Genomic DNA, 26,349 nt, shown 5'->3' with positions numbered 1-26,349 from the left:
TTTATTAGGACATTTTACTTAAAATTAAACTAATTACCCTATCGCTAACGTCTTGGATTTTGACACTTCCAGGATAAACTAATTGATTGGTTTATTGATTGCAATGTCAAAATCTTTTATGTTTCTCTCCTTATTTGAAGCGCCTACCAAGATACTGCAGCCGTGATCAAGCAATTCGGTTCTTTCCGTGGTTTCGCGCAGGATTAAGTTAGGCACGCCTAAAATAGCACATTCCTCAGGGACCGTGCCTGAATCACTGGCAACCACTTTCGCATTTTTCTGTAATTTGATAAAATCTAAAAAACCAAAAGGTTCCACAAACCGGATATCTGCCAGCTTGTTTTGGATTTTGATATTATATGTAGCGATTTTATCCTTGGCCCGGGGATGGGTTGAAAAAATAACGGGAATTTTATATTGAATGCTTATTGCTTCTAGGGCCGCGATAACTTCTTTCAAATTATGAACATCATCAACATTTTCCGACCGATGCAAGGTTACTAAAACATACTCGTTCTTAGTGATTTTTAATAAATCTAATATGTTGCTACCCTCAATTTTATCCTGGTGATAGGCAATGACCTCCTTCATCGGGTTTCCCACCACAAATACGTTCCGCAGGCCTTCATTATATAAATGCTCTTTTGACTAGTGGGTGTAAGCCATATTAACCGTACTGATATGATCCACTATTTTTCGGTTGGTTTCTTCAGGCACCCTGGCATCGAAAGATCTATTGCCTGCTTCCATATGGAAAACGGGAACCCCATTTTGGTTGTTTTTCCTAAAATGCCGGGCGGTAATGGCTGCGGCCACATCGGTATTCGTATCCCCTAAAATCAGCACATAATCAGGATTTTCCTTTTCAAAAACTTCATAAAGCCCAACCATCATTTTACCAATTTGTTCAAATTGGTTGGATGCCCTTACCCCTAAATGATAGTCCGGTTTCCTGACCCCAAGTTCCTGGATAAAAATATCATTGAGCTTCGGGTCAAAATTCTGTCCCGTATTCACCAACACATGATCCTTCAGGAATAGTTGGTCCAATTTTTTAATAATAATATTTAATCGAATGATGTCTGGCCTGACGCCCAAGATAGTGATTAATTTCATTTAAACCCTGACTTTGTTGAATAAAGACTTAGTTCCTTAATCATGTCTTCAATGGTTGGTATTTCCTGATACCCAGCAGCATTCCATATTTTTTTATTCAAATCAATATAATTCGTTTTAAGGGTTCTGTGAATGCTTTGCGGGGTTTCAAATTTTTCTACTTTCAAATCATTTCGGTTAAAATATTTTTTAAAACACCCAATCATTTCATATTTATTTAAGCTATTCTTGGGCACAATATGCTGAAGATTGTTTAAGGTGATATTATGGTTGATGATACCTAAGCATATTTTGGCAAAGTGCAAGGTTGTGATGCCATTCCAGCTATGGTTCGTGAATCCTTTTAACGGGGCATTTAAAGGTTGGGTTAAAACCCAATCTAAAAGAGATTTATGGGTTTTTCTTTCAGGCCCAATAATGGATACACGCAAATGATAAAAATTCTCTGTAATCACTTCTCCCAAGCTTTTGCTTTTCCCGTAAACATCCGCTGCATCATGCAAGTCCGTTTCAACATACCCGCCAGTTTTTCCTGAAAAAACGCAATCGGTAGCAATTTGGATTATTTTGGTTTTGCTTCCCTGGATTGCTTGGGCCAAGCTATTGGGAAATAAAGAATTGATGTGTATAGCCCGGGCTACGTCTTTCAAATTATCATCCCGTATATACGGCTTTATAATACCAATGCAATTGATAACCCAATCCGTATCATGCAAAAGGGTTTGTAATTCTCGAAGGGTGGTTTTTTCGGCATCTATGAATTTGCACGCAGTATTGGTGTGATGGGATTGGTTTTGTGAGCGGGTGGTCGTTAAAATTTTGTGCTTGGTTTGTTGAAACACGTCCAAGACCATGCTTCCCAGCATGCCAGATGTACCTAATATGGCTATCTTCACATTCTCTCCTGATAGTTTTATGGTTCTATCGAGTTTATTTTTTGTCAAGGGCTGCTGTTGAAAAACATTAAAGAACAAAATAAAGCAAGGTTTTAATAGCATCATTTTTTTAAAATGACTAGTTGTTCTTTAAAGAACTATCCTTAAATCTGAAGGTATATTCCTGCAGAAAAGGGTAGCAATTCTTTTTAAAGTTAGGCAAGGCCGGTTCTTAGAAAAGATAATCAAATACCAAAATCATATTTTTACTTGTTTCTAAAATAAGGTACGTTTAGATTCAATCGCTGCTTCTATAAGAAATGATGCCCTATTTGACCTGGCTTATACCGCCGAAGGATTAAGACTAAGTTAACCCCTGCACAGTTTAGGATGGTGAATGATATGTTTAAAGGAAAAACGCTGCTAATCACAGGAGGTACTGGGTCTTTTGGTAATGCAGTCTTACGCAGGTTTTTACATACGGATATCAGTGAAATAAGAATCTTTAGCCGCGATGAAAAAAAGCAAGAAGATATGCGCCTTAAGTTTAAAAGCGATAAGGTTAAATATTATTTAGGGGATGTGCGTGATTATAGTAGCATATTAAATGCGATGCCGGGGGTTGATTATATATTTCATGCGGCGGCTTTAAAGCAAGTGCCTTCCTGTGAATTTTATCCCATTGAAGCCGTAAAAACCAACGTGCTAGGCACTGAAAATTTATTGAATGCTGCCATAGCTTGTGGGGTTCTAAGGGTTATAACATTATCAACCGATAAAGCCGTGTACCCAATTAATGCCATGGGTATATCCAAGGCCATGATGGAAAAAATCATGGTTGCGAAATCAAGAACCATCATTAACAATAAGACAATCATATGCGGTACCCGTTATGGCAATGTCATGGCTTCGCGTGGCTCGGTTATTCCGTTATTTATAGATCAAATAAAACAAGGAAAGCCATTGACGATAACAGATCCTTTAATGACCAGGTTTTTAATGTCATTAGATGATGCCGTTGATTTAGTGTTATATGCTTTTCAGTATGGGCAGCAAGGGGATATATTTGTACCAAAAGCACCCGCCTCAAATATTCAAGATTTAGCAATGGCTATCAAAAAACTGTTAAATGCCGCCAATGAGGTAAAAATAATCGGTACCCGTCATGGGGAAAAATTACATGAAACCTTGTTAACCCGGGAAGAATTTGCTCACGCGCAGGATTTAGGGCAATATTATAGGGTCCCCGCTGATAACAGAGATTTGAATTACAATAACTATTTTGTTAGCGGCAAAGTAGAGGTATCCCAAGCCCAGGATTATAATTCAAGTAATACGACCCAATTATTAGTTCCAGAAATTGTGGCATTGTTAAAAAATTTACCCGAAATTCTGGATGATAGTCAAAATGTTATCAAAAAAGGCAAAATATACCCTTAAGGATTATGGCTTTCATTATCACTTAACCTAAAACTATGCAATTTGCAGGGGATAGAAAGTGAAGAATCTTGACCCAACATTTTGACATTTTCAATTGGTTTGCAACGGTGCCACGATTAAACCTAAACTCACATTCCTTCAGAAACCAGGGGAAGTTTTTGCGGGGGATACCCATTATACTTTCGCAAGATCCGCTTGGCCCTCGTTCCAGAAGTTTTCAATAGATGAAAGATAGAAACCAAAAACTTAAGGTATTTTCCGTCCCATGATTGCAAATACACGGTGAGGGATTTGCAAGGTGTTTTGTAGAAAATCCCGCTCTAGAATTTTCTGATGTTCTTGGTCAAATTTTTCCACAAGGTCAGCAGAAAGACTAGCGGCAACGCCGGAACTGGCCCGTATTCTGCCCCGCCAATTATCAGGGGTGTAAGAAAAGTTAAGGTCAAAACTAAAACTTTCTAATCCGATGAAACCCGCGATATAGAGATGCTCGGCCCATTGTCCATAAAAACCGTTACCTCCTGCAAACTGCCAATTGGGATTATATTTTAGGATTAATTTTTCCGTGGCTTCCACCACGGTTTTGGGTAATGGTAACCAATCCACATGACAAATGATAAGGGAGCCATTGCGCCGCAATAAACGATAGGCTTCTTGCGCAGTTTTGATGCCTTGGAACCAATGCCAGCATTGTCCGGCACTGACCACATCCGCAATTTGATTGGGTAAAGCCGTTTGTTCCGCGGACGCCCGTTGGTACGTGACAGCTAAATTTTCTGCCTTAGCAATTTTTTGGGCTTCGTCCAACATCGGCTGAGAAATATCTAACCCAATAACGCGGCAGTTCTGGCGCGCAAATTGATTGGCTAAAGCTCCGGTACCTGTTCCGAAATCAACGATATCTTGACCGGTCAGCCCGATTCCCAAGGTTTTTAAACGAATAAAAAGATCTAAGGGGAAGCCAAGGCGATGCTGACGATAATCGCCAGCTGTCTTGCCAAAATCAACCGATTTATTAGTCATGGGATATTCCTTATACTATTTGATCAAAATATGATTTTTTGTGGGCATGGCGGGTAGGGGGGATGGGAGTGGTCAGTATAGCGGACGGAATGACAATGTGTAGATAATTATTTTCAAATAGTCACCCCATAAAAATTCAGGATTGTCGCAGCGAATATCAATGGCTAATTTCCTTTTCAAGAACAGCTGGAATTTTTTGAGAAGCTTGTTATGCTTGGTACCGATGACACCGACGGTCGCCTCTCACTTCATTGTCCATTGATTGTTCCATATCTTTAACGGGGAAAATGCATGAAATCCGTAGCATCCAACACTAATTCCGTCACCACCACAAAATCCGTCTAGTGAAACCCTGGTTAATAAGGCCCTTCAGCGCAAAGAGGGGGTTTTGGCCAGCAACAAAGCATTGGTTGTGGCAACCGGCAAACGCACCGGCAGATCACCAAAAGACCGTTTTATCGTTCGCGATCCAACCACTGATTCGGCAGTTGATTGGGGCAGTGTTAACCAGGCAGTTACCCCGCAAGTTTTTGAAGCCTTATGGCAAAAAGCCCAGCAATATATGAAGGGGCGGGAAACCTTCAGCGCGCGCCTGAAGGTTGCGGCTGATCCCGCTTACCAACTTAGTGTGCATGTGACCAGCGATTTGGCTTGGCATATTTTGTTCTGCCAGAATTTGTTTATTCGCGAATCAGGGGTGATGGAGGAAAAGAAAAATTGGACCATGCTGAATGCCAGCGGACTTGCAACCGATGCGAAGTTGGATGGGGTGAATAGTGATGCAGCCCTGATGCTGGATTTCACCAATCACCGCATCCTGCTGTGCGGACTGCGTTATGCGGGCGAGATGAAAAAGGCCATGTTCTCGGTGTTGAATTTCTTGGTTCCTCCGCAAGATGTGTTGCCGATGCACTGTGCTGCCAATGTAGGGGATAAAGGCGATGTTGCCCTGTTTTTTGGCTTATCGGGCACGGGGAAAACCACCCTGTCTGCTGATCCTGCCCGCTTTTTAATTGGCGATGATGAACATGGGTGGAGTGCGAAGGGAATTTTCAATTTTGAAGGCGGTTGTTACGCCAAATGCATCAATTTATCGCAAGAGCGGGAGCCGGTGATTTGGAACGCCATCCGTCAAGGCACGGTTTTGGAAAATGTCGTCCTGGATCCCAAAACCCTGCAGCCAAAATATGAGGATGACAGTTTAAGCCAAAACGGCCGGGCGGCTTATCCGCTGGAATATATCGAAAAACGGGTGGTTGCCAATCAAGCCGGGCATCCTAAGGCTGTTATTTTCTTAAGCTGTGATTTATATGGTGTCTTGCCGCCGGTTGCGCGCTTAACCAAGGAACAGGCTGCCTATTATTTCTTAAGCGGCTACACCGCCCGGGTGGGCAGCACGGAGGTTGGCAGTACCGCGGGGATTGAGCCCACTTTCAGCGTTTGTTTCGGCGCCCCTTTCTTCCCGCGTCCAGCCAAAGTATATACAGATTTATTATTGCGGCGCTTAGAGCAAACGTCTTGCCCGGTTTACCTGGTCAATACCGGCTGGGCAGGGGGTGGGTTTGGGAAGGGCGGGAAACGGTTTGATATTCCGGTAACCAGGGCTGTTATCACCGGGATACTTTCAGGTGATTTGCAAAAAGCCGAGTACACGGAATTGCCCGGATTCCGTTTTGCCATTCCCAAAGTGTTGAAAGGGGTTGATGCGGCGTTGCTTGATCCACGCAAGGGATGGAAAAACCAAGCTGAATATAGCGAAAATGCCAAAAAATTGATTGAGAATTTCCGCAACAACTTCAAAAAATTTAGTGTTTCAGCCGCTGTATCAGCCGCAGGCCCTGTATTGTAAGCCGACACGCAATAACGGGGTTGAGAGTGCCGGAGGTTTTACGATCTCCGGCATTTTTTGTATCCGACAGATCTTTGGTTTGTTGGGGTTTGAACGCACCGTGGTTCATTCCACCATAAAAATGGCATCAATAAATATGCCTGCTTATTGCTTGGAATAAAATCGCTATGAATCAGGCAATCAGCCGCTGTTATGGAATAAAAACAGTGTCATATAGGAATAAGCTTGCTTTTCAATTGTTGATATGTATAATAGCGCCTGAGTTACCGTATATACTCTTTGCTTCTGCAGGCTGCTGTCTTGGTTAAAACCGTTCACAGCAGGGTATCCCCAGGATACATAAGATTCCCAAGATTATAGGATCCTTATAGCGTTTGTCCAAGAGTTGCTGGGCTTCCCTTCATGGGAACGTGCAGCTACAGGACTCGGTTTACCCGTGTTGGGTAACAATGTAACGCGATGATCTTGCGGGATAATGATCATCACCTTGTCGGGTGATGTTTTCTCCTGATCAAGGTTCTGGCTTTATTGGGTTGAACTGCAAAGCAACGATGGTCATTGGCGCACTTTTTATCTGCCGATATATAATCTGCATCGTTCTTGTTCAGGCTGGTCATCTTATTTTTTATCAAAATAAGAGTGATGGCTGCCTGATCAATTGGATCAATCCTTTTTATTAATTTTTACAACATAACGGGTTGATACCCGTTGAAGGATATAACAATGCAAGATTTTCTATCGATGGGGTTACCCCAGCCGCTGCTGCGCTCACTTGAGCAAATGCAATTTTTAATACCAACCCCGATCCAGGCCCAGGCCATTCCGCCTGCCTTGGAAGGACGGGATATTTTGGGTTCGGCCCAAACAGGCACCGGTAAAACCGCGGCCTTTGCCATTCCGATGATCGTTAAGTTATTGGCCAACCCGCGCAGCCATTCGCTAATTTTAACCCCAACCCGGGAGTTGGCAACCCAAGTATTGGATATGATCCAAAAACTGCTTGGCAAAAACAGCACGATTAAAACCGCCCTTTTAATTGGCGGTGATTCCATGCAAAAGCAGCTGCAGCAATTGCGGATGAGGCCCCGCATCATTGCTGGCACGCCTGGCCGTATTAACGACCATTTAACCCGTGGCACCTTGATGCTGAATGAAACGGATTTTCTGGTGCTTGATGAAACCGACCGGATGCTCGATATGGGATTTGGGGTGCAGCTGGAAAGAATCGCCAAATATTTGACGGCGAAACGTCAGACCTTATTATTTTCGGCAACCATGCCGAACGATATTATCAAATTATCACAAAAATACGTGAAAGACCCGGTGCGCATTGCCGTTGGGTCTGCTACTACGCCGGTTGAGAAAATCAAACAGGAATTGATTCACACCTCCGAAGCAGAGAAATATGGTCATTTAGTCACCCAGTTGGACCAACGTCAGGGGTCTATCCTGGTGTTTGTGAAAACCAAGTGGGGTGCAGAAAAACTGACCGGCAAATTGGATAAGGATGAACATAGTGTTGATACCATCCATGGCGATTTGCGGCAAAATAAGCGTGACCGCGTGATTCACGCCTTCCGTAATCAGAAAAACCGGATTTTGGTGGCAACCGATATCGCGGCCCGCGGCTTGGATATTCCGCATATTGAGCATGTCATTAATTATGATTTGCCGCAATGCCCGGAAGATTACATTCACCGGATTGGCCGCACGGCACGTGCCGGGGCGGAAGGTTCGGCAGTCTGTTTAATCACCCCGCAAGATGGGGCTAAATGGAAGGCAATCCACCGCTTGATGAACCCGAATGAAAAAATTGCACCGGGACCAAAATCTGGTCATAAGTCAGCTGCTGGCGCAGGTTTTGCGCGTAAGCGGGGCGGGGAACGTGCGGGTGAGGGGCGTCCCAGTGGGTTCCGGCCGCGTCAACCGCGTCAAGAAGACGGAGCTTCAGGCGACCGCCGCAGCGGGTCAGGCGCTAGATTTCGTGGTGGCGAAGGCTTCCGTCCCCGCAAAGAGGCAGGTGATGCCGGGGAAAGAAGGCGTCAACCGGAACAATTTGAGGCCAAGGCGGAACGTAGCGGTGATTTTCAGGCTCGTTCCAGCAGGCCACGGCCAAGCCGTTTTGGCTTAGACAAGCCGGATAATGCCCAGCCCTTTGAAAGCCGCCGTGGCCCCTTTGTGAAAAGGGAACGTCAAGGCGACGATGCTTTTAAACCAGCGGCTAAGAAAAGTTTTGGTAGGTCTTTTGAGGCAGGACAACCACGTACATTTGAAGCAAGGAAGCCAAGAAGTACGGGGGAAGATGCCTTCCGTGCCAGGCGCGCCCCGTCTGACCGCAAATTCGCGCGGGTGAATGAACGTTAATTTTGGTTCAGATTAATAGGATTTGAGGATACGTGAAAATAAGGGTGGCCAAATTGGCCACCCTTAAATTTATGAGAAACTGGCGATAGTGTTAAAATGGGCTAGTGGTAAAATGAATGGCCGATCTATAGCGATTTAACGGATAACCGCACATCAATATTTCCCTTGGTAGCTTTAGAATAGGGACAAAACTGATGGGCTTTCTCCATGAGCATGGTGGCGTCTTTGCTAGGGATGCCCGGCAATTTTCCTTCCAAGTGAACGCTCAATTTATAGCCGTCACCTTCCTTGCCGATTGAGACATTGGCGGTAATGGTTACAGAACTAAGGTTTATTTTTTGTTGTTTGGCAATCAGCGTTAAGGCCCCCCCAAAACAGGCGGCATATCCGGCGGCAAATAGTTGCTCGGGGTTCGTTCCTGCCCCACTATCACCCCCTAATTCCTTAGGTACGGATAAAGCAAGGTTTAGTTTATTATCACTGCTGGTGACTTTACCAGTACGGCCCGCGGTAGCACTGGCTGTAGCGGTATAAAGTGGGGTCATGGGGATTTCCTTTACTGCTGCGGATAAATAAGTTTTTGGAAAATGGTGCACCCGGGGCGATTCGAACGCTCGACCTTTGCCTTCGGAGGGCAACGCTCTATCCAGCTGAGCTACGGGTGCGGTATCTTATCCCTTATCTTATTTAAACAAAAAAATAAAGGCAATTCCAATGATGGCCCCGGAATCAAAGTTCCTTGATTACCGGCCTATCAAGATCAGCAAAATATGGGCTAGGCAACATCCCGGGTAAAAGAGATGAAAATGTCTTCCAAATTGGTTTCAATGGTGCTGAGGTCAACAATTTCTAGGCCCGCCTGTTGAATCTTTTGTAAAATCTCCCCCATCGAGGTTTGGGATGGCTTATAAACCAAGCGTAATTCTTGGGGGCCGCTCAAGCGCGGCGCCAGATTAGCCAAAAGTGGGGGGATAGAGCTTAGCGGTTGACCCAACCTGACAATCAGCTCTTTTGAATCCAGTTTTCCTAACAGCGCTTTTTTGGTGTCGTTGGCGGTGATTTGGCCGCGATGGATAATCGCAATCCGGTCGCATAATTGCTGCGCTTCTTCCAAATAATGGGTGGTCAGAAGGATAGTCACCCCTTGCTGGTTTAAGGCGACCATATATTCCCATAATTGTTTACGCAGTTCAATGTCAACCCCGGCCGTCGGTTCATCTAAAACCAAGATGGGGGGCATATGCACCATGGCTTTCGCAACCATTAAACGTCGCCGCATCCCCCCGGATAAAGAACGGGCGTAAGAGGTGGCTTTATCGCTTAAATTAAGGGCCGCCAATATTTCTTTGGTACGCCGTTGTTTCTTTGGCACGCCGTATAACCCCGCTTGTAAATCCAGCAATTTCTCGGGTGTGAAAAAGGGGTCCATATTTAATTCCTGGGGGACGATGCCGATGGCGGATGCGGCCGCCCGCGGATTTTTCTCCTGGTCAATGCCCCAGATTTCAACTTGGCCTGAGGTTTTGTTGACCATTTGCCCCAAGATATTAATCAGGGTTGATTTACCCGCCCCATTTGGCCCAAGTAAGCCAAAGAAACTTCCCCTTGGGATTTGCAGGGAAATGTTTTTCAAGGCGCTTACCGCCGGTCGGCGTTTGGACGCCGGGTAACTTTTTGATAAGTCTTTTACCTGGATGGCAAAATCAGGATTTTGCTGGTTTTCTAAAAAAATGAAGGACATGCATCCTCAAAGGGTTCGGGGGCAAATGATGAAATGATTCTTTAACGAATAAAAAACATATTCTTCACGGATAGAAAGGTCAATCAAGTAAACAGAAAATAGGGCAGGTAAAAAAGAAGCATCTTGGTCCATAACGATCAGCGCCTCCTTAAATCAATTGCGGTTGAGATCTGTTTTCCTATTAATTTATTCCCGCTATCGCGCGTCCCAGTGGGGACTGTCAAGGGTGTGCAGGATTTGAAGGATATAAGGTGTGATATTGATAACTGTCTGCTCAATTGGCCATTTTGCTTCCAAACGATCATGGGTCCATCCCATTAAAAAATAAGTGGATATTTTCTCCTTAGGTTCATCATGTCTTAGGCCAGCGCTGATTTCCATAAGCATCCCCAAGGTTTCAGCCACCAACACTTCTTCCCCTTCGCGAAAATGGCTGGCCCAGCCTTTGGCAAAATGGCAGCCTAGGGCCTTGCCTACCCGTTCAGCAATTTCGGCTAACGTTGCTTTTTCCCTGATGCGAGCCGAAAATGAAAGAATATCGTATTTACGTGGCATTGATTTATCCTTTTCAACTATTCAGGCGCTTTACTTTATCTTTTTGAAGGATTTGGCGCACATGACAAAATGTTTTCGACATATTATCTCTTGATACGCCCTATGATTCCATCATAATATGAATGGTTAAAAATTTTAGGAAATCATGGCCATGACACCAGCAATTAGCCCAATGATCAAATCACCCACTAAAACCGTCAATTGCGATGGCGGCAAGGGGGCGGCAGGCCACCCCAGGATTTATATGACCATCGGTTCCAGGGGCTGGGTGGAATGCCCCTATTGCAGCAAACGGTTTGAATGGGACAGTGCAGCAAATGTGACAGCGGATCATTAAAATAGGATATTGATTTTCTTCAAATCACTTAACCGGTGTCAAAAAAATTGAACAATGACCATCCCCCGCACTCCCTAGCTCCTGTTTCCTCAACCGCCCCACATGTGTATTTGGTGGATGCGTCGGGCTATATTTTTCGGGCTTTTCATGCCTTGCCACCCTTATCACGGGCGGATGGCACGCCGGTGAATGCGGTTTACGGCTTTACCACCATGATGATGCGCCTGCGCGAGAAAAAAGAGAATGCCATCATCTTGATTATTTTTGATAGCGGCCGCTATACATTCCGCAGCCAGCTTTATGACCAATATAAGGCCCACCGTCCGCCACCGCCGCCGGAATTAGTGCCGCAATTCGCCCTTATCCGCGAGGCAACTACCGCCTTAGGTTTTAAAGTCATTGAAGCGGCCGGTTTTGAAGCAGACGACTTGATTGCCAGTTATTGCCGGATTGTCCGTGAGCGGCAGTGGCCGGTGACCATTATCTCATCCGATAAAGATTTGATGCAGTTGGTGGGGGAAGGGGTCGAGATGCTGGATCCCATCCGTCAACGGCGGATTGGGCGGGATGAAGTGATTGAAAAATTTGGGGTGCCACCGGAAAAGGTGGCCGAAGTTCTGGCACTGATGGGGGATAGCAGCGACAATATTCCCGGTGTTCGCGGCATTGGCCCCAAAACGGCTGCCGAATTGATTATCCAATATGGCAGTGTTGAACAATTATTGATGCAATTATCAAATATGCCGGTGGGTAAGCGGCGGCAAATCCTTGAAGAATCAGTTGATATATTAAAATTAAGCCGCCAATTGGTGAATTTACGGGCCGATGTCCCGTTGCCTTTTACGCTTGAGGAATTGGCCCAGGCAACAATTAGAGCTTCCCCAACTGGCCGCATTCCTTCAGGAAAACGGGTTTCGTTCGATCTTAAGCAAAGTTCAGCAAGGTCAATCCTTGCCTGGAGTCGAAGCTAAGGAAACGAAGCAACCGGTACCGGACAATAAATCGGATGTGGTGGTTGCCCCCATCGGGCAAAATCAACCGGCAATTTTTACGGTCACGCCAAGCGCTTATGAATTGATCCAGGAAGAAAGCCGCCTGATCAGTTGGATTGGGCAAATCAGGCAAATAGGCATCGTGGCCATTGACACGGAAACTACCTCAATTGAGGCCATGAAAGCTAATTTGGTGGGTATTTCGCTGGCTTTGCCATCAGGGTCTGCCTGCTATATCCCGCTGGCCCATCAATTGCCGTCAGCCAATGAATTGTTTTCAGAAAAAACCGATGCTTCCTCCATCCGGCAAATGCCGATGATGCGAGCTTTGGAGTTGCTGAAACCCGTTTTGGCGGATCCCTCAATCCTTAAAATCGGCCATAACATTAAATATGATCAGATTATTTTTGCGCACTACGATGTCGGCATTCGTTCCCTTGATGATACCATGCTGATGTCTTATGTGTTGGATGGCGGGGCGCATGGGCACGGGTTGGATGAATTGGCCCTGCTGCATTTAGGCCATCATACCATCAAATTCCAAGATGTGGCAGGATCTGGCAAAAACCAAATCACTTTTGATTACGTGCCTTTAGATAAAGCGCGGGATTATGCGGCAGAAGATGCAGCGGTCACCATGGCCCTTTACCTTATTTTAAAACCTCGGTTGGTGCGGCAATCTTTATTAACCGTTTATGAAACAATCGATCGGCCCTTGGTGCCCGTCATTGTGCAAATAGAAAGGAATGGGGTTAAAATTGATCCCCAGGAGCTTGCTACATTATCCCGTTATTTTTTAAATAAAATGCAAGGGATTGCCAATCAAATATATCAGTTGGCGGGGGAGGAGTTTAATATCGGCTCGCCCAAACAATTGGGGACAATTTTGTTTGATAAATTGGGGTTGAAATCCGGGAAAAAAAATAAAACAGGCGCTTTCAGCACGGCGTCCGACGTGTTGGACGATTTGGCGGAGGACGGGCATCCCTTGCCGAATATGATCTTGGAGTGGCGGGAACTCAGTAAACTGAAAAACACCTATTCCGATACCTTGCCAACCCAAATCCACCCGAAAACCGGTCGGGTCCATACGTCTTTTGCCCTTAGCTCCACGTCAACCGGGCGTTTAAGCTCAAATGATCCCAATCTGCAAAACATTCCCATTAGAACCGAGGACGGCCGTAAAATCCGCCATGCTTTTATTGCGGATGAAGGGAAGTGCCTGTTATCGGTTGATTATTCCCAAATTGAATTGCGCTTGATGGCGCATATTGCGGATGTGGAATCGCTCAAGGAAGCTTTCCGGCAAGGGATAGATATCCACGCCCTAACGGCCTCGCAAGTTTTTAATATCCCACTGGCGCAAATTGACCCAAGCACCAGGCGCCGGGCCAAGGCGATTAATTTCGGCATTATTTACGGGATGAGCCCGTTTGGGTTGGCCCGGCAGATTAATGTGGGGGTGAATGAAGCCAAAAATTACATGATGCAGTATTTCAGTATGTATCCGGGTATCCGCGATTATATGGAACATATCCGCCAAGTGGCCAGGCAACAGGGGTTTGTCAAAACGTTATTTGGCCGAAGATGTTATGTGCCAGGAATTAACGATAAAAATGCGGCACGCCGGGGCTTTGCGGAACGCGCGGCCATTAACGCGCCACTCCAAGGATCAGCGGCAGATGTTATCAAACGGGCAATGATCCGGGTGGCTGCGGCCTTAGGGGAAACCAACTTGGATATCAAAATGATCCTGCAGGTACATGATGAATTATTATTTGAATTACCGTTAGGGCAAGTTGAGGCCGCCAAAAAACTAATTTGTCCTTTAATGGAGCACGCCCATCAACCGGCGGTCAATTTATCGGTCCCCTTAACCGTTGAGGCTGGGGCGGGCGCCCACTGGGCCATCGCTCACTAACCCCAATTAAGCAGGCGCTTCAAGGCTGATATTTTCGGGTTGCCTGCTTATTTATGTGCCTTATTTGCTAAGGATTTTAAGCGTTCCATGGCCCCAATCAAATTGGCTTTAATGCCTGGTTCAATCGCTGCGTGACCGGCATCATTCACCACAATATATTCCGCCTCCGGCCAATGGGCAACCAATTCGGCTGCGGTTTCAATCGGGCAGACCAGATCATACCGCCCTTGCACGATGGTTGCGGGAATGTGTTTGATCCGATGCACGTTTTCAAGCAAGGAATTGGGGGGCAGGAAAATATCATGCAGGAAATAATGCGCCTCCATCCTAGCCAAGCCTAACGCCATCCGATCATCGCCGAAGCTTGCCACGTAATCAGGATTGGGGAGGAGGGTGCAACAACTGCCTTCATAAATGCTCCAGGATTTGGCGGCTGGCATATAAACCGCCGGATCAGGATGAAATAACCGCCGGTAATAATTCCTTAATAAATCCGACCGCTCATGTTCGGGCAAGAATTCTGAAAACATTTTCCACTCGACTGGTGCCAACATCTTTAGCCCATATAAGAACCAATCAATTTCGCTGGGGCGGCATAAAAAGATGCCACGCAGGGCCAGGGCGATGCAACGCTCGGGATGGGTTTCCGCATAAGCAATGGCCAGGGTGCTGCCCCAAGAACCGCCAAACACCATCCACCGGTCAATTTTTAAATGACGGCGGATGGTTTCTATATCCTCAATCAGCAAGGGTGTGGTGTTTTCGCGGATTTCCCCCAAAGGTTTTGAGCGGCCAGCCCCCCGTTGATCGAAAATAATAATCCGGTAAAAACTGGGATCAAAAAAACGCCGGTGGTTGGGGCCAGCCCCAGCCCCAGGGCCGCCATGCAGGAAAACGACCGGCACCCCCTTCGGGTTGCCGCTTTCTTCCACATAAATTTGATGGTATTTACCCATTTTTAAATATTCGGTACGGTAAGGTTCGATTGGGGGGTAAAAATCCCAAATTTTATCTTTTGGGCTTGTATTTGACATGATTGATAATCCGCTTTAGCAAATAGGAATATTTTCATAAATCATAAAACTAAGGTTGGAATAATGCAATTGAAAGATACAGATAGGTTTTTTTGCACGACTCTGTCTATCTTGGCATTCCACCCTGTTAATTGGCGGCAGAAATTTTATTATTTTTTCGTGGTTATGGTATTTTCCAGCTGTTTAGCGGAGAAAGTTTTTGCGGTGAATCATCCTTTTATCCATCATCAATTGGTTTTTTTATTCAGCGCCACCGTCCGTGAAGTCATTGATGGGGATACCATTGTTTTGGAAGAAGGCCAGCAAGTCAGGCTGGTTGGCATCCAGGCGCCTAAATTGGGGTTGGGTCGACCGAATTTTATGGATTGGCCAAAAGCAAATGATGCGAAGGATTTCCTGGTGCAATCGACGCTGGGGAAAAAGGTTCAATTATATGTTGGGCAGCAAATTGTTGACCATAACCGCCGGTTGCTTGCCCATGTCGTGACCGAGGATGGCAAATGGTTGCAGGAGGAAATGTTGTTACATGGGTGGGGCCGCGTCTATAGTTTCCCGGATAATCGGCGGATTGTCCGGGAAATGCTTGCCATAGAAAAGACAGCACGCGTGCAACATTTGGGTATATGGGCGGATGATTATTACGCCATTCAATCGCCTGATAAAGTTGGGCCGGTGGGTTCCTTTCAAATTGTTGAGGGCAAGGTGCTGGCGGTTGCCAAAAATAAAGAAATGGTTTACCTGAATTTTCAGGAGAATTGGCGTACGGATTTTACGGTGGAAATAAAGTTTGCAAGCGTTGAATGGTTTCTGTCGGAAGGGATTGATATCATGCAGCTGCAGGGCCAAACAATCAGCGTGCGCGGTTGGGTTGAAAATAAAAATGGCCCGATGATTGAGGTCACCCATCCCGAACAAATAGAAGTTCTTCCCATGCCTTAATTTAATAATCCTTTTTTTCCTATATTAGGGTTCAATTGATTGGTTTTTATAACGGATAATGGGGCAATCAATCGGCCAATATTATGATGCCAAACGCTCATACCTGTGATGCGGCGGATGCGACGGACGGCATGGTACGCAATTGCCAATAAACAGCAGGTAAATTGATAAATAGGTAACAACTTGCCCCGGCTTTGAAAAAAGCCGGGGTTTTTTAATCCAACCGAAGATCATTGATTCTTAAATAATTAGGATCATTTTGTCAGTCGATGTTTTGGCCAAAATAGATATATCCGATTGACCAACAACCGCAGGGTGCCAACGACCAGGAAAGATAGCAGTAGCGTCCCCACCACATCTGCCGGAAAATGAACACCCACGGCCAGGCGGGACAGGGCAACCCAAACCACATAAAAAACAGCCAATGCCTTGCCCATCTTTCCAAGCATCGGCCATAAACCTGCCGCCAGCAGCATGGCAAAACAGGAATGCCCACTGGGGAAACTGCTAAAGGGACTTTCGTTCACCAACTGGGTGACGGTGCCAGTTGGCAGGGCAATAAAGGGGCGGGGCATCTCTAGATAACCTTTCAAATACCACACCCACAGGACGTCAATGAAAAATCCGATGGTGATCACGGTGATGGCTTTTAGCCAACGTTCCCGGTATTCGGGATAATCGGTTGCCTGCAAATTTTTCCGGCGTTTTAAATCATCATACGCAAATCCAACAATCAACAGGATATAAACGGGGAAAATTTTGGTTTCCCCAAGCAGGGTGCCGAGGATCATGAATTTATGATATAAAGCACTCTGAATATTATTGATCACATAAAACAAATGGGTATTCAATCCGCCCCAATCATAGATCATTTCTTTAATGGTCATCCGCTGCCCCGTTCTTTCAGCTGCCTAATATCTTCAGGCTAATAATAATTTTTCATCAATTCACGAACCCAAATGGGCTGTTTGACCGGTGTTCTTGGGGCAAATTCCTGAAAATAGGGTTTGATATCTAAAACAGGTGTTTCATGGATCGCATCCAACCCCTTGACAGTAATTAAGGTATCTTTCACCCCGACCAATTCACAAACGGAGAGGCCCAATTGGTTGGGTCGGCCTTTGGCGCGCTGGGCAAAAATGCCAACCTCCGGCCAATTTTTCTGGCCGCGCGGATGACGGGCGCCTGTGACTATTTCAGGGGATTGCACCAAATGCATATAAAACAGAACATAGAGATGCGAAAAACTCTCCAAGCCTTTTAAAGAATCCGGCTTAAAGCGGGCTGCATCTAGTTCGATCACCGATATTTCTTTGCCCCATTGATCATCAATGGGCTGAAGCCGCTGATTTTGCACCACGCCAATCGCTTGCAGATGGATGGCTTGTTGCCAGGCCGGGGAAAAGGGCATGACCGTCTCCTGTCCTCACTATTAATGGCATAAAATGAGGGTAATAAGTGACACCCAAATGTCAAGCATTTTCCCCATATATAAAGGCCATTGAATTCCTTCAATGGCCTTTATGACAGGCATCAAACCCCAGAAGCTTAATTAGGCTGCCGCGGTGGTAGCTGTCGTGGTTGATAAAACTTTTTCAAGCCTAGCGGTAGCTGCCGGTTCATCGATGCCTTCAACTGCAGCCAATTCCCTAACCAGGCGATCAAGTGCCGATTGATACATTTGCCGTTCACTATAAGATTGCATTTCCTGTTCGGAAGCTGTCCGGTAAAGTTCCCGCACGACCTCTGCAATGGCGACCGGATGGCCCGAATTAATCTTTGTTTCATATTCTTGGGCCCGCCTGCTCCACATCGCCCGTTTAACACGGGATTTAGTTTTCAAAGCACCCAAGGCAGAATCCATTAGCTTCCTGCTGCTTAATCGACGCAAACCGGCATTTCTTGCCTTTAATACCGGCACGCGCAACATCATTTTTTCCTTGTCAAAATTGATCAAAATAACTTCAATTTTGGTGCCAGAAAATTCCTGGGTTTCCACGCCCATAACACGGCCAACACCGTGCGTTGGATAAACAACTAAGTCGCCTTTCTGATAAGGTAGTTCCATGATGATATCCCTGAAATTGTTGAGTTTAAGTTGATTATTTTAAAACAAAGTGGCCAAAAAATCCGGCTGGGTGCTGGATGGATCAATACCTCTCTATTAGGAACAATGAATAAAATGCCTATTCCCAGTACAGAAGCCTCAAAACCCAACAAAAAGCCGATAGTAATTTGATCTATACCCTTAAAGTCAAAGAATTAAAAAAACTGACCCCATCTTACCAAATCTACCAAAAAAATTATATAACTTCTTTTAATAGATAGCCGCTGAGTTTTTTTTAAATCTAAGATGATTAAAAGTTTGGATAAAATCACTACAAGAAATATAATAGCATAAAAAACAATGGGTTGGCAAGGTTTCTTGAAACAATTGATTCAATGAAAATTGTGGCTTTAAAAACTAGGGAATCATTAGAAAATGACAGCCAATGAAAATTCTTTCAAATAAATCCATTAATTTTTTTTACTTCCCCTCCCCATGATCTAACGAAGATTTCACGAATGATAAAACGAACCGCTGTCCGGGTAATTTTTGTTTTATAACATGTCCTAGGAATTTATCTGAAAAAATCATTGACAATCTGCCCAATTTTTGTAAATTGGCCATCTCAAGCAAAGCGGTTTAGGGCAGAATTTTTGATGGCGATGCTGGCAAAAGCTAAGCAATTAACATAGGATTTAGGTAACATGTATGCAGTTATTCAGACAGGCGGGAAACAATACCGTGTCACGAAAGATGAGATTATAAAAGTTGAACGTCTGGAAGGTGAGGTCGGCCAATCGGTTGAGTTGAACGTATTGGCGGTCAATCATGATCAGGGGCTTGAATTGGATGCTTCGGCCCTGTCTTCTGCTTTGGTGACGGCAGAAATTATCGACCAAACCAAAGGTGACAAGATCATCGTTTTTAAGAAAAAACCGCGGCACAATTACCGGCGTAAGCGCGGTCACCGCCAATTTGTGACGGTTCTTAAAATTACCGATATTCACCTCTAATTCTCTTAAAGGAGTGCAGATATGGCAACCAAAAAAGCTGGTGGTAGTTCCAGAAACGGCCGGGATAGTGCGGGCCAGCGCTTAGGCGTAAAAAGTTTCGGTGGTGAGCATGTTGTTGCTGGTAACATTATTGTTCGCCAGCGCGGGACAACCGTTCATCCTGGCAATAATGTCGGCATGGGTCGCGATCACACATTATTTGCTTTAACCCCGGGCCAGGTTCAGTTTCATTATGGCTCAAAGGGCAGGAAATATGTTTCCGTTGTCCTGGCTGCCCAAGAATAATCTTTGGTGGTTACAAGCAATTCATTGATTTAGCTGACAATTGTTGTATAGATGAAAGGGAAAAAGGTCATTTGATCTTTTTCCCTTTATCCTATTAAAGGCCTTTTAGCTAAGTTGCGAAAGACCAATTTGAGAAAGAAGTGTATCGATGAAATTTCTGGATCAAGTCAAATTATACATCCATGCCGGTGATGGCGGGGCGGGCTGTGTCAGCTTCCGCCGCGAAAAATTTGTTGAATTTGGCGGCCCCGATGGCGGGGATGGTGGCAATGGCGCCGATGTGGTGGTGGTGGCTTTAGATAATCTGAATACCTTGATTGATTTTCGCTATCAGCAACATTTTAGGGGAGAGCGTGGCCATCACGGTATGGGCAAAGTGCGGAACGGGTCCAAAGGGAAAACCTTGATGATGAGGGTCCCGGTTGGCACCCAGATTTTAGACGAAAATAAAGAAGTTGTGCTGGCCGACATGGTAAAGCCTGGCCAAGAATTTGTTTTGGCCAAAGGTGGTCGCGGAGGGCGCGGTAATAGCCAGTTTAAATCTTCTACCAATCAGTCGCCACGTTATGCGGAACCTGGAAGGCTGGGGGAAGAAAAATGGGTGTGGCTGCGCTTGAAATTAATTGCCGATGCCGGATTGGTGGGGTTGCCCAATGCCGGAAAATCAACTTTCTTAGCCGCATCGTCCCATGCCAAGCCAAAAATTGCCGATTATCCTTTTACCACCCTGCACCCCCAATTGGGCTTGGTTGATTTAGATGAGCAGCAATTCGTTTTAGCGGATATCCCGGGCCTAATTGAGGGGGCGCATGAAGGGGCTGGGTTGGGCGACCGCTTCCTTGGCCATATTGAAAGATGTTCCGTACTGATCCATTTGATTGATGGGATGCAGGAAAATATTGGCGAGGCTTATAAAACCATCCGTGCGGAACTGAAAGCGTATAATCCCCTGCTGGCTAAAAAATCTGAAATCATTGTGCTGAATAAAATAGATGCAATGGATGAAAAGCTCCAGGCCGAACAAATCCAGGAGTTACGCCAGCATACACGAAAAAAGATATGGTTGGTGTCTGCGGTCAGCGGGCAGGGGATGAAACCTTTATTGCGCCAAATTTCCCAAATTATTATCAAAGATAAGCAACAAAGGAACAGTTTGGAAAACCAACCGGCAGGTAACGACTAAAAAAGGTCTTGCGCCTGGTTCAAAGTTTAGGGAAGGAATAGGATCGAATGACAGGTAATTCCCCATCTGCCCATCCTAATAAATTAGGCCAGGATAAATTAGGCCAGAATAAATTAGATCAGGCAAAAAAACTGGTCATCAAAATCGGTTCCGCTTTGCTCATGTCAGATCAGCCTGGATTTATCCGCCATGCGTGGCTGGAGGTTTTGTTGCAGGAAGTGGCCGCTGCCCAAAAGGGCGGTCAGGAAGTGATTATTGTTTCATCAGGTGCCATTGCCTTAGGTAGGCGTCAGTTAGGATTGGTTCAAGGAAAACTAAAACTGGAGGAAAAGCAGGCAGCCGCCTCCATCGGCCAGATCCGCCTATCCAGCCTGTACCAGGAAATGCTGGCCAAGCATCAGATTATTGCCTCCCAAATTTTGTTAACCCTGGAAGATACCGAAGATCGGCAGCGGCATTTGAACGCCCGCAACACAATCAATACCTTGCTGAAATTTGGTGTGATCCCGGTGATTAACGAAAATGATACGGTGGCGACTGCGGAAATCCGCTTTGGTGATAATGACCGCCTGGCTGCAAGGGTTGCGGCCATGATGGGGGCCGATGTTTTGGTACTGCTTTCAGATATTGATGGGTTATATACAGCCGATCCCCGTAAAAACCCACAGGCCACTTTTGTCCCGATGGTGACCAAAATGACGGAAGAGATTGAAAATATGGCTGGAAAACCCCCGGTTGGCTATAGTTCGGGGGGGATGATCACGAAAATTGCCGCTGCTCGCATTGCGATGGCGGGGGGATGTTCTATGGTGATTGCCAATGGCAAAGAACTGGCTCCCTTATCCCATATCCAAAATGGTGGGCGCTGCACGTGGTTTATCCCAACCTCGGAAATGAAGAAGGCTAAAAAAACGTGGATTGCCGGTTCGTTAAACCCCAGTGGCCAAATGGTTATTGATCAGGGTGCTGTTCAAGCCATTTATAATGGTAAAAGCCTTTTGCCTGCCGGTGTTGTAGAAGTGCGCGGCAATTTTAAACGGGGGGATTTGGTGGCAATCATGGATCAATCCAATCATGAGATCGCCCGCGGCTTAAGCGCTTATGCCACCCATGAAATTGCTTCGATTAAGGGCCGAAAAACCGTCGATATTGCAGGCATTTTGGGGTATGAAGGCCAGGAAGAAATTATCCACCGGGATGATATGGCTTTAGTGGACGGATAAAAAATGGCAGAGATACAAGTACCGATCCAAGCATCAATGAAAGCCATGGGCCAAGCTGCAAAGTTAGCTGCTGACCAATTGGCTGATCATACGTCAACGCAGCGCACACTGGCTTTAAAAATTTATGCCGATCTGCTGATCCGGCAATCGGCCGATATTATTGCCCAAAATCACCAAGATTTGGAACGGGCAAAACAAAAGAATATGACACCTGCCTTGATGGACAGGTTGCTGTTAAATCCAGAACGGGTGCAAGCGATGGCCAAAAGCGTTCAGGCGGTCGCTGCCCAAGCGGATCCTTTAGGAAAAATTTTAGCTGCATGGGATCGTCCGAACGGCTTGCGGATTGAACGTATCTCGGTTCCCTTGGGGGTTATTGGGATTATTTATGAAGCCCGTCCCAATGTGACGGCAGATGCCGCGGCTTTATGCTTAAGATCCGGGAATGCGGCTATTTTGCGGTGTGGTTCAGAAAGTTTTGCCTCATCTAAGCTGATCCACCAAATCATGCAAAACGCCTTACTGCAAGCAAAATTACCCATAAGCGCCATTCAATTTGTCCCGACCACGGACCGGGCGGCTGTTAGTGAAATGTTAGTGATGAGCGAGTTTATTGATCTCATTATCCCCCGCGGGGGCAAAAGCCTGGTTGCGAAAGTACAAGCGGAAAGCCGAGTGCCAATCTTGGGACATTTGGAGGGGCTGTGCCATACCTATATTGATCAAGCCGCTGACCCAACTATGGCCAGAAAAATTGTGGTGAATGCGAAAATGCGCCGCACCGGTATTTGCGGGGCTACCGAAACCTTATTGGTTGATCAAGCCGCGTTATCGATGTTGCCACCAATTTTGGAAGATTTGCTGCAAGCTGGTTGTGAGATTAGGGGGGATTTGCCAACCCAAAAGCTGAACAGCAAAATTATGGCGGCCACTGAGGAAGATTGGCATACGGAATATCTAGCCCCTATTATTTCGGTCCGGGTGGTTGCGGGGGTTGTGGGGGCTATCGAGCATATCCGCCAATATGGCACCCGGCATACCGAGGCGATTATTACCGAGGATCAGGCTACCGCTGACCTATTTTTAAGAAAAGTAGATGCAGGCATTGTGATGCACAACACCTCTACCCAATTTGCGGATGGGGAGAGTTTGGGATGGGCGCTGAAATCGGCATCTCAACCGGTAAATTACATGCCAGGGGCCCGGTTGGGGCTGAGCAATTGACCAGTTACAAATATTTGGTGCATGGGAAAGGCCAGCTGCGTCCATGAGGTCAACGGAAATTACCTCGATTTACGCAGGGTCAGGACATTTAAAAATTGGCTTATTAGGGGGCTCGTTTAACCCGGCCCATGCCGGGCACCGCCAAATTAGTTTGGCAGCCCTTAAAAGATTGCGGTTGGATCAAGTGTGGTGGCTGGTTACCCCCCAAAATCCGCTGAAATCTTCTTTTCATACCCCGGCCGCCGGGTTAAGGCTTAGGCAAGCCTTAAAGGTCGCGGATCATCCAAAAATTAAAATCACGAAGATTGAGGACAAACTTGGCCTGCATTATAGCGCTGATACCTTAAAAGCGCTGCTGCAGCGTTTTCAGAATTATCATTTTATTTGGTTGATGGGGGCCGATAATTTGATCCAAATATCTTCCTGGCATCATTGGCGGGATATTTTTAGGCAAGTGCCAGTGGCGGTTTTTTCAAGACCGGGTTATTCTTTGCATGCCTTATCCAGCAAAGCAGCCCAAATTTTTCGCAAAAACCGGATTACCCCTGCTCAAGCCCAGAATTGGGAAAAGAAAATGTTGCCGGCTTGGGTTTTTTTGAGAGGGTCTGATAATTTCCTTTCTTCAACCCAGATAAGGTCAGGCCAAGCAAAGGATCAGGTAACCAGAACCGAGCATTTGGTTATATGAAGTAAGCTTTGATGAATGATTTTACTTGACCAAATTGTGCTGTTCCAGGAAGAATGACAGGAATAATCGCATATAATATATATGTGGGGTCAGGTTGTTAAAATCAGCATTGAAACCATGTATCAACATCGTTTTTTGGAATAATGGATCAGACAATTGAGTCAGGCATCAGAAAAAAAGGTACCGGTGAAAGCGAAAAAAAGCACGGGTCAGCAATTACCGGTGAAGGCTAAGGCAGGCACCGTTACGGCATCACCAGCGAAAGGGAAGAAAGTCGCTGCTGGGAAGTTACCGGTCAAGGGGACAAAAACTGCTATCAAAGCGACTGTTAGGCAATCAGCTGCTAAGGGAACAAAAGCAGGGGTTGCAAAATTACCGGTGAAAACGAAAAAAGCAACCGCTAAAGAATTACCGGCAAAGAAGGTATCCGCCCCTAAGGCGCCACGCAAAAAAGCTGTAAGCAAGGCTTTACAGCCAAATGATCCAGTCTTGCAAATGTTGCAAATGATCCAAAAATCATTAGATGCCGATAAGGCCGAGGAAATTAACACGATTGATTTGCGGGGCAAAACCACCATCGCGGACTATATGGTTATTGCTAATGGCGGTTCTTCCCGCCAATTGGTGGCGATGGCCGAACATTTGGCCAGTAAATGTAAAAGCGAATTTAAACGGACGGTGTCGATTGAAGGCAAAGGCGAATCTGATTGGGTGCTGCTGGATACGGGTGATATTATTGTCCATCTGTTCCGGGCTGAAATGCGGCGTTTCTATAATCTCGAGAAAATGTGGGCAGGCGATTTGCCGAATGATTTATTAGAAGATTCCCTGGAAAACCAAGTGCTTAGGCACCGGGCCCGCAAAAAATCATTATAAAATGTCAACGATGCCCGATCAGCCGATTTCTTATCAGCAGCGCCGTACTTTTGCCATTATTGCCCACCCGGATGCCGGAAAAACCACGTTAACCGAAAAGCTGTTGTTGTTTGGCGGCGCCATTCAGCTGGCAGGGGCAGTGAAGGCGCGGGGTGATCGCCGCCGCGCCCGCTCAGATTGGATGAAGGTTGAGCAAGAACGCGGGATATCCGTGACGGCATCGGTGATGACGTTTGAGTATAATAATTGCTTGTTCAACTTAATTGATACCCCTGGTCACCAAGATTTTAGCGAAGACACCTACCGTACCTTAAGTGCGGTTGATTCTGCGGTTATGGTGATTGATTGTGCCAAGGGTATCGAAGCGCAAACCTTGAAATTGTTTGAAGTTTGCAGGCTGCGCAATATCCCGATTATCACTTTTATCAATAAAATGGACCGGGAGGGTCGTGACCCTTTTGATTTATTAAGTGAAATCCAAGAAAAACTGGCATTAGACGTAACGCCCGCCAGCTGGCCGATTGGGATGGGGCGAAATTTTTTGGGTTGTTATGATATTTTCAAGCAGCAATTGCTTCTATTTGAACGGGCCAAAGGTGACGTGGTGACCGAGGCTGTCACAATTCAGGGATTGCAGGAAAAAGAGCTCAAGGATCACCTGCCACCGGCTGCCATCCAGCAATTGATGGCAGGGGTTGAAATGGCTGAAGGGCTGTTTCCGGCTTTTACATTAAAAGATTTTCATGAGGGCCATTTAACCCCTGTATATTTTGGCAGTGCCGTCAATAATTTTGGCATTCGGGAATTATTGCGGGGCTTGACGGATTATGCGCCTTCCCCAAGGCCCCGGGCGACGCTACAACGCCAAATCCAACCCGGTGAGAAGGCGGTGACCGGATTTGTCTTCAAGATCCAGGCCAATATGAACCCCAAACATCGCGACCGGATTGCCTTTATCCGCTTATGTTCTGGTGTTTTTCAAGGGGGAAAAAAATTATTCCATGTGCGGACGGGAAAATCCTTATTGATCCATAACCCCTTATTGTTTCTGGCCCAGTCCCGTGAATTGGTTGAGGAAGCGGCGGCCGGTGATATCATCGGCATCCCTAATCATGGCACCTTGCGGATTGGCGATAGTTTAAGCGAGGGTGAGGTCATCCAATTTACCGGCATCCCGAATTTTGCCCCAGAAATCTTACAAATCATCCGCCCGCAAGATCCGATGCGGGCCAAACATTTGGCCAAGGCCTTGCAGCACTTAGCAGAGGAAGGCATTGCCCGGATTTTAAGGCCGCGTTTAGGCCTTGATTGGATTGTTGGCGTGGTCGGCAGCTTGCAATTTGACGTTTTGGCAGACCGCATCCGCACGGAATATGATATCCCCGTGCGCTTTGAAGCCAGCAGCGTGCATGCCGCCCGCTGGCTGGCTTGTGACCAACCCGCTATGCTTGAAAGATTTATATCGGAAAATCAAGCCTCAATGGCGGATGATCATGACGGAATTCCCGTATTCTTGGCCAGGAACTTATGGCATTTGGAGCGGGCTGAAAAAGATTGGCCAGCAATCCGCTTTCTGAAGGTACGTGAACAGCAAGGATAGAAATTTAGGCTTTGTTGTTAATTT

The 26,349-nt window shown here is 46.0% G+C and carries 24 protein-coding genes, 1 tRNA gene and 3 pseudogenes; 14 read left to right on the top strand and 14 right to left on the bottom strand.

Annotated elements, in window-relative coordinates:
* Window positions 1–78: 78 nt before the first annotated feature.
* Genes IPP67_07620 through IPP67_07610 form a run of 3 tightly spaced genes read right to left on the bottom strand, consistent with a single transcriptional unit; the run spans window position 79 to window position 2,012 of the window.
* Entirely contained in the window at window positions 79–606 is a 528-nt protein-coding gene (locus tag IPP67_07620) for a UDP-N-acetylglucosamine 2-epimerase (GenBank protein ID MBL0339009.1), read from the bottom strand.
* A 42-nt stretch (window positions 607–648) separates the two neighbouring features.
* A complete protein-coding gene (locus IPP67_07615) occupies window positions 649–1,116 on the bottom strand; it encodes a UDP-N-acetylglucosamine 2-epimerase (GenBank protein MBL0339008.1) in 468 nt (155 codons plus the stop codon).
* Entirely contained in the window at window positions 1,113–2,012 is a 900-nt protein-coding gene (locus IPP67_07610; protein MBL0339007.1) for a sugar nucleotide-binding protein, read from the bottom strand. The genes IPP67_07615 and IPP67_07610 overlap by 4 nt, the downstream gene beginning before the upstream one ends.
* 381 nt (window positions 2,013–2,393) lie before the next feature.
* Between IPP67_07610 and IPP67_07605 the strand changes: the two genes are divergently transcribed.
* On the top strand, window positions 2,394–3,431 hold the full coding sequence (locus tag IPP67_07605) for a polysaccharide biosynthesis protein (protein MBL0339006.1): 1,038 nt from the start codon (window positions 2,394–2,396) through the stop codon (window positions 3,429–3,431).
* Between the two features lie 88 nt (window positions 3,432–3,519).
* Here the strand turns inward: IPP67_07605 and IPP67_07600 are convergent.
* Together IPP67_07600 and IPP67_07595 are read right to left on the bottom strand one after the other, a co-directional pair.
* Window positions 3,520–3,665, bottom strand: a pseudogene (locus tag IPP67_07600) (IS1595 family transposase).
* A 12-nt stretch (window positions 3,666–3,677) separates the two neighbouring features.
* Window positions 3,678–4,454, bottom strand: a complete 777-nt coding sequence (locus IPP67_07595; protein MBL0339005.1) for a class I SAM-dependent methyltransferase — start codon at window positions 4,452–4,454, stop codon at window positions 3,678–3,680.
* A gap of 316 nt (window positions 4,455–4,770) precedes the next feature.
* Here IPP67_07595 and pckA point away from each other — a divergent pair, with 316 nt between their 5' ends.
* A complete protein-coding gene (pckA, locus tag IPP67_07590; protein ID MBL0339004.1) occupies window positions 4,771–6,303 on the top strand; it encodes a phosphoenolpyruvate carboxykinase (ATP) in 1,533 nt (510 codons plus the stop codon).
* Between the two features lie 780 nt (window positions 6,304–7,083).
* On the top strand, window positions 7,084–8,667 hold the full coding sequence (locus IPP67_07585; GenBank protein MBL0339003.1) for a DEAD/DEAH box helicase: 1,584 nt from the start codon (window positions 7,084–7,086) through the stop codon (window positions 8,665–8,667).
* A gap of 125 nt (window positions 8,668–8,792) precedes the next feature.
* Here IPP67_07585 and IPP67_07580 read toward each other — a convergent pair whose 3' ends face one another.
* The 4 genes from IPP67_07580 to IPP67_07565 all read right to left on the bottom strand — a co-directional run bounded on the left by IPP67_07580 (window position 8,793) and on the right by IPP67_07565 (window position 10,963).
* Window positions 8,793–9,212: an organic hydroperoxide resistance protein gene (locus tag IPP67_07580; GenBank protein ID MBL0339002.1), complete on the bottom strand. Its 420-nt coding sequence runs from the start codon at window positions 9,210–9,212 to the stop codon at window positions 8,793–8,795.
* 43 nt (window positions 9,213–9,255) lie between these two features.
* A tRNA-Arg gene (locus IPP67_07575) sits at window positions 9,256–9,332 on the bottom strand.
* 110 nt (window positions 9,333–9,442) lie between these two features.
* Window positions 9,443–10,408, bottom strand: a complete 966-nt coding sequence (locus IPP67_07570; GenBank protein ID MBL0339001.1) for an ABC transporter ATP-binding protein — start codon at window positions 10,406–10,408, stop codon at window positions 9,443–9,445.
* Between the two features lie 195 nt (window positions 10,409–10,603).
* A complete protein-coding gene (locus IPP67_07565; GenBank protein MBL0339000.1) occupies window positions 10,604–10,963 on the bottom strand; it encodes a hypothetical protein in 360 nt (119 codons plus the stop codon).
* Between the two features lie 172 nt (window positions 10,964–11,135).
* Here IPP67_07565 and IPP67_07560 point away from each other — a divergent pair, with 172 nt between their 5' ends.
* A complete protein-coding gene (locus tag IPP67_07560; protein MBL0338999.1) occupies window positions 11,136–11,300 on the top strand; it encodes a zinc-finger domain-containing protein in 165 nt (54 codons plus the stop codon).
* 47 nt (window positions 11,301–11,347) lie between these two features.
* A pseudogene (gene polA, locus IPP67_07555) lies at window positions 11,348–14,213 on the top strand (DNA polymerase I).
* Window positions 14,214–14,260: 47 nt separating this feature from the next.
* Here the strand turns inward: polA and pip are convergent.
* Window positions 14,261–15,247 carry a prolyl aminopeptidase gene (pip, locus tag IPP67_07550; protein ID MBL0338998.1) on the bottom strand — a complete coding sequence of 329 codons (987 nt, stop codon included), beginning with the start codon at window positions 15,245–15,247 and terminating at the stop codon, window positions 14,261–14,263.
* A gap of 63 nt (window positions 15,248–15,310) precedes the next feature.
* On the opposite strand from pip, the gene IPP67_07545 reads away from it, so the two are divergent.
* Window positions 15,311–16,186, top strand: coding sequence for a thermonuclease family protein (locus tag IPP67_07545; protein MBL0338997.1), 876 nt, complete (start codon window positions 15,311–15,313; stop codon window positions 16,184–16,186).
* On the opposite strand, the gene IPP67_07540 is transcribed toward IPP67_07545, so the two are convergent.
* From IPP67_07540 to IPP67_07525, 4 genes are all read right to left on the bottom strand, one after another.
* Complete coding sequence (locus IPP67_07540) at window positions 16,183–16,368, bottom strand: hypothetical protein (protein ID MBL0338996.1); 186 nt, start codon at window positions 16,366–16,368, stop codon at window positions 16,183–16,185. The two genes, IPP67_07545 and IPP67_07540, sit on opposite strands and share 4 nt — an antisense overlap.
* A gap of 72 nt (window positions 16,369–16,440) precedes the next feature.
* The gene (locus IPP67_07535) at window positions 16,441–17,073 is read right to left on the bottom strand and encodes a phosphatase PAP2 family protein (GenBank protein MBL0338995.1); all 633 of its coding nucleotides are present in this window, start codon (window positions 17,071–17,073) and stop codon (window positions 16,441–16,443) included.
* A 38-nt stretch (window positions 17,074–17,111) separates the two neighbouring features.
* Window positions 17,112–17,597, bottom strand: coding sequence for a tRNA (N6-threonylcarbamoyladenosine(37)-N6)-methyltransferase TrmO (gene tsaA / locus IPP67_07530; protein ID MBL0338994.1), 486 nt, complete (start codon window positions 17,595–17,597; stop codon window positions 17,112–17,114).
* Between the two features lie 141 nt (window positions 17,598–17,738).
* Complete coding sequence (locus IPP67_07525) at window positions 17,739–18,260, bottom strand: CarD family transcriptional regulator (GenBank protein ID MBL0338993.1); 522 nt, start codon at window positions 18,258–18,260, stop codon at window positions 17,739–17,741.
* A gap of 677 nt (window positions 18,261–18,937) precedes the next feature.
* On the opposite strand from IPP67_07525, the gene rplU reads away from it, so the two are divergent.
* From rplU to IPP67_07485, 8 genes and pseudogenes are all read left to right on the top strand, one after another.
* Window positions 18,938–19,246 (top strand): 50S ribosomal protein L21, encoded by a 309-nt coding sequence (gene rplU / locus IPP67_07520; protein ID MBL0338992.1) that lies wholly within the window; start codon window positions 18,938–18,940, stop codon window positions 19,244–19,246.
* Window positions 19,247–19,267: 21 nt separating this feature from the next.
* A complete protein-coding gene (gene rpmA / locus IPP67_07515) occupies window positions 19,268–19,531 on the top strand; it encodes a 50S ribosomal protein L27 (protein ID MBL0338991.1) in 264 nt (87 codons plus the stop codon).
* 148 nt (window positions 19,532–19,679) lie between these two features.
* A complete protein-coding gene (gene obgE, locus IPP67_07510) occupies window positions 19,680–20,714 on the top strand; it encodes a GTPase ObgE (protein MBL0338990.1) in 1,035 nt (344 codons plus the stop codon).
* 47 nt (window positions 20,715–20,761) lie between these two features.
* Complete coding sequence (locus IPP67_07505) at window positions 20,762–21,937, top strand: glutamate 5-kinase (protein MBL0338989.1); 1,176 nt, start codon at window positions 20,762–20,764, stop codon at window positions 21,935–21,937.
* A gap of 3 nt (window positions 21,938–21,940) precedes the next feature.
* A pseudogene (locus IPP67_07500) lies at window positions 21,941–23,208 on the top strand (glutamate-5-semialdehyde dehydrogenase).
* A complete protein-coding gene (locus tag IPP67_07495) occupies window positions 23,205–23,849 on the top strand; it encodes a nicotinate-nucleotide adenylyltransferase (protein MBL0338988.1) in 645 nt (214 codons plus the stop codon). Before IPP67_07500 ends, IPP67_07495 begins: the two are co-directional and overlap by 4 nt.
* 495 nt (window positions 23,850–24,344) lie before the next feature.
* The gene (gene rsfS, locus IPP67_07490) at window positions 24,345–24,725 is read left to right on the top strand and encodes a ribosome silencing factor (GenBank protein ID MBL0338987.1); all 381 of its coding nucleotides are present in this window, start codon (window positions 24,345–24,347) and stop codon (window positions 24,723–24,725) included.
* 1 nt (window position 24,726) lies between these two features.
* Window positions 24,727–26,325 carry a peptide chain release factor 3 gene (locus IPP67_07485; protein MBL0338986.1) on the top strand — a complete coding sequence of 533 codons (1,599 nt, stop codon included), beginning with the start codon at window positions 24,727–24,729 and terminating at the stop codon, window positions 26,323–26,325.
* Window positions 26,326–26,349: the final 24 nt, after the last annotated feature.

Source organism: Rhodospirillaceae bacterium (genome assembly GCA_016722635.1).
GTDB lineage: Bacteria > Pseudomonadota > Alphaproteobacteria > JAEUKQ01 > JAEUKQ01 > JAEUKQ01.
Note: the sequence above shows the minus strand (reverse complement) of the source record. Positions and strands in the feature narration are given on the sequence as shown.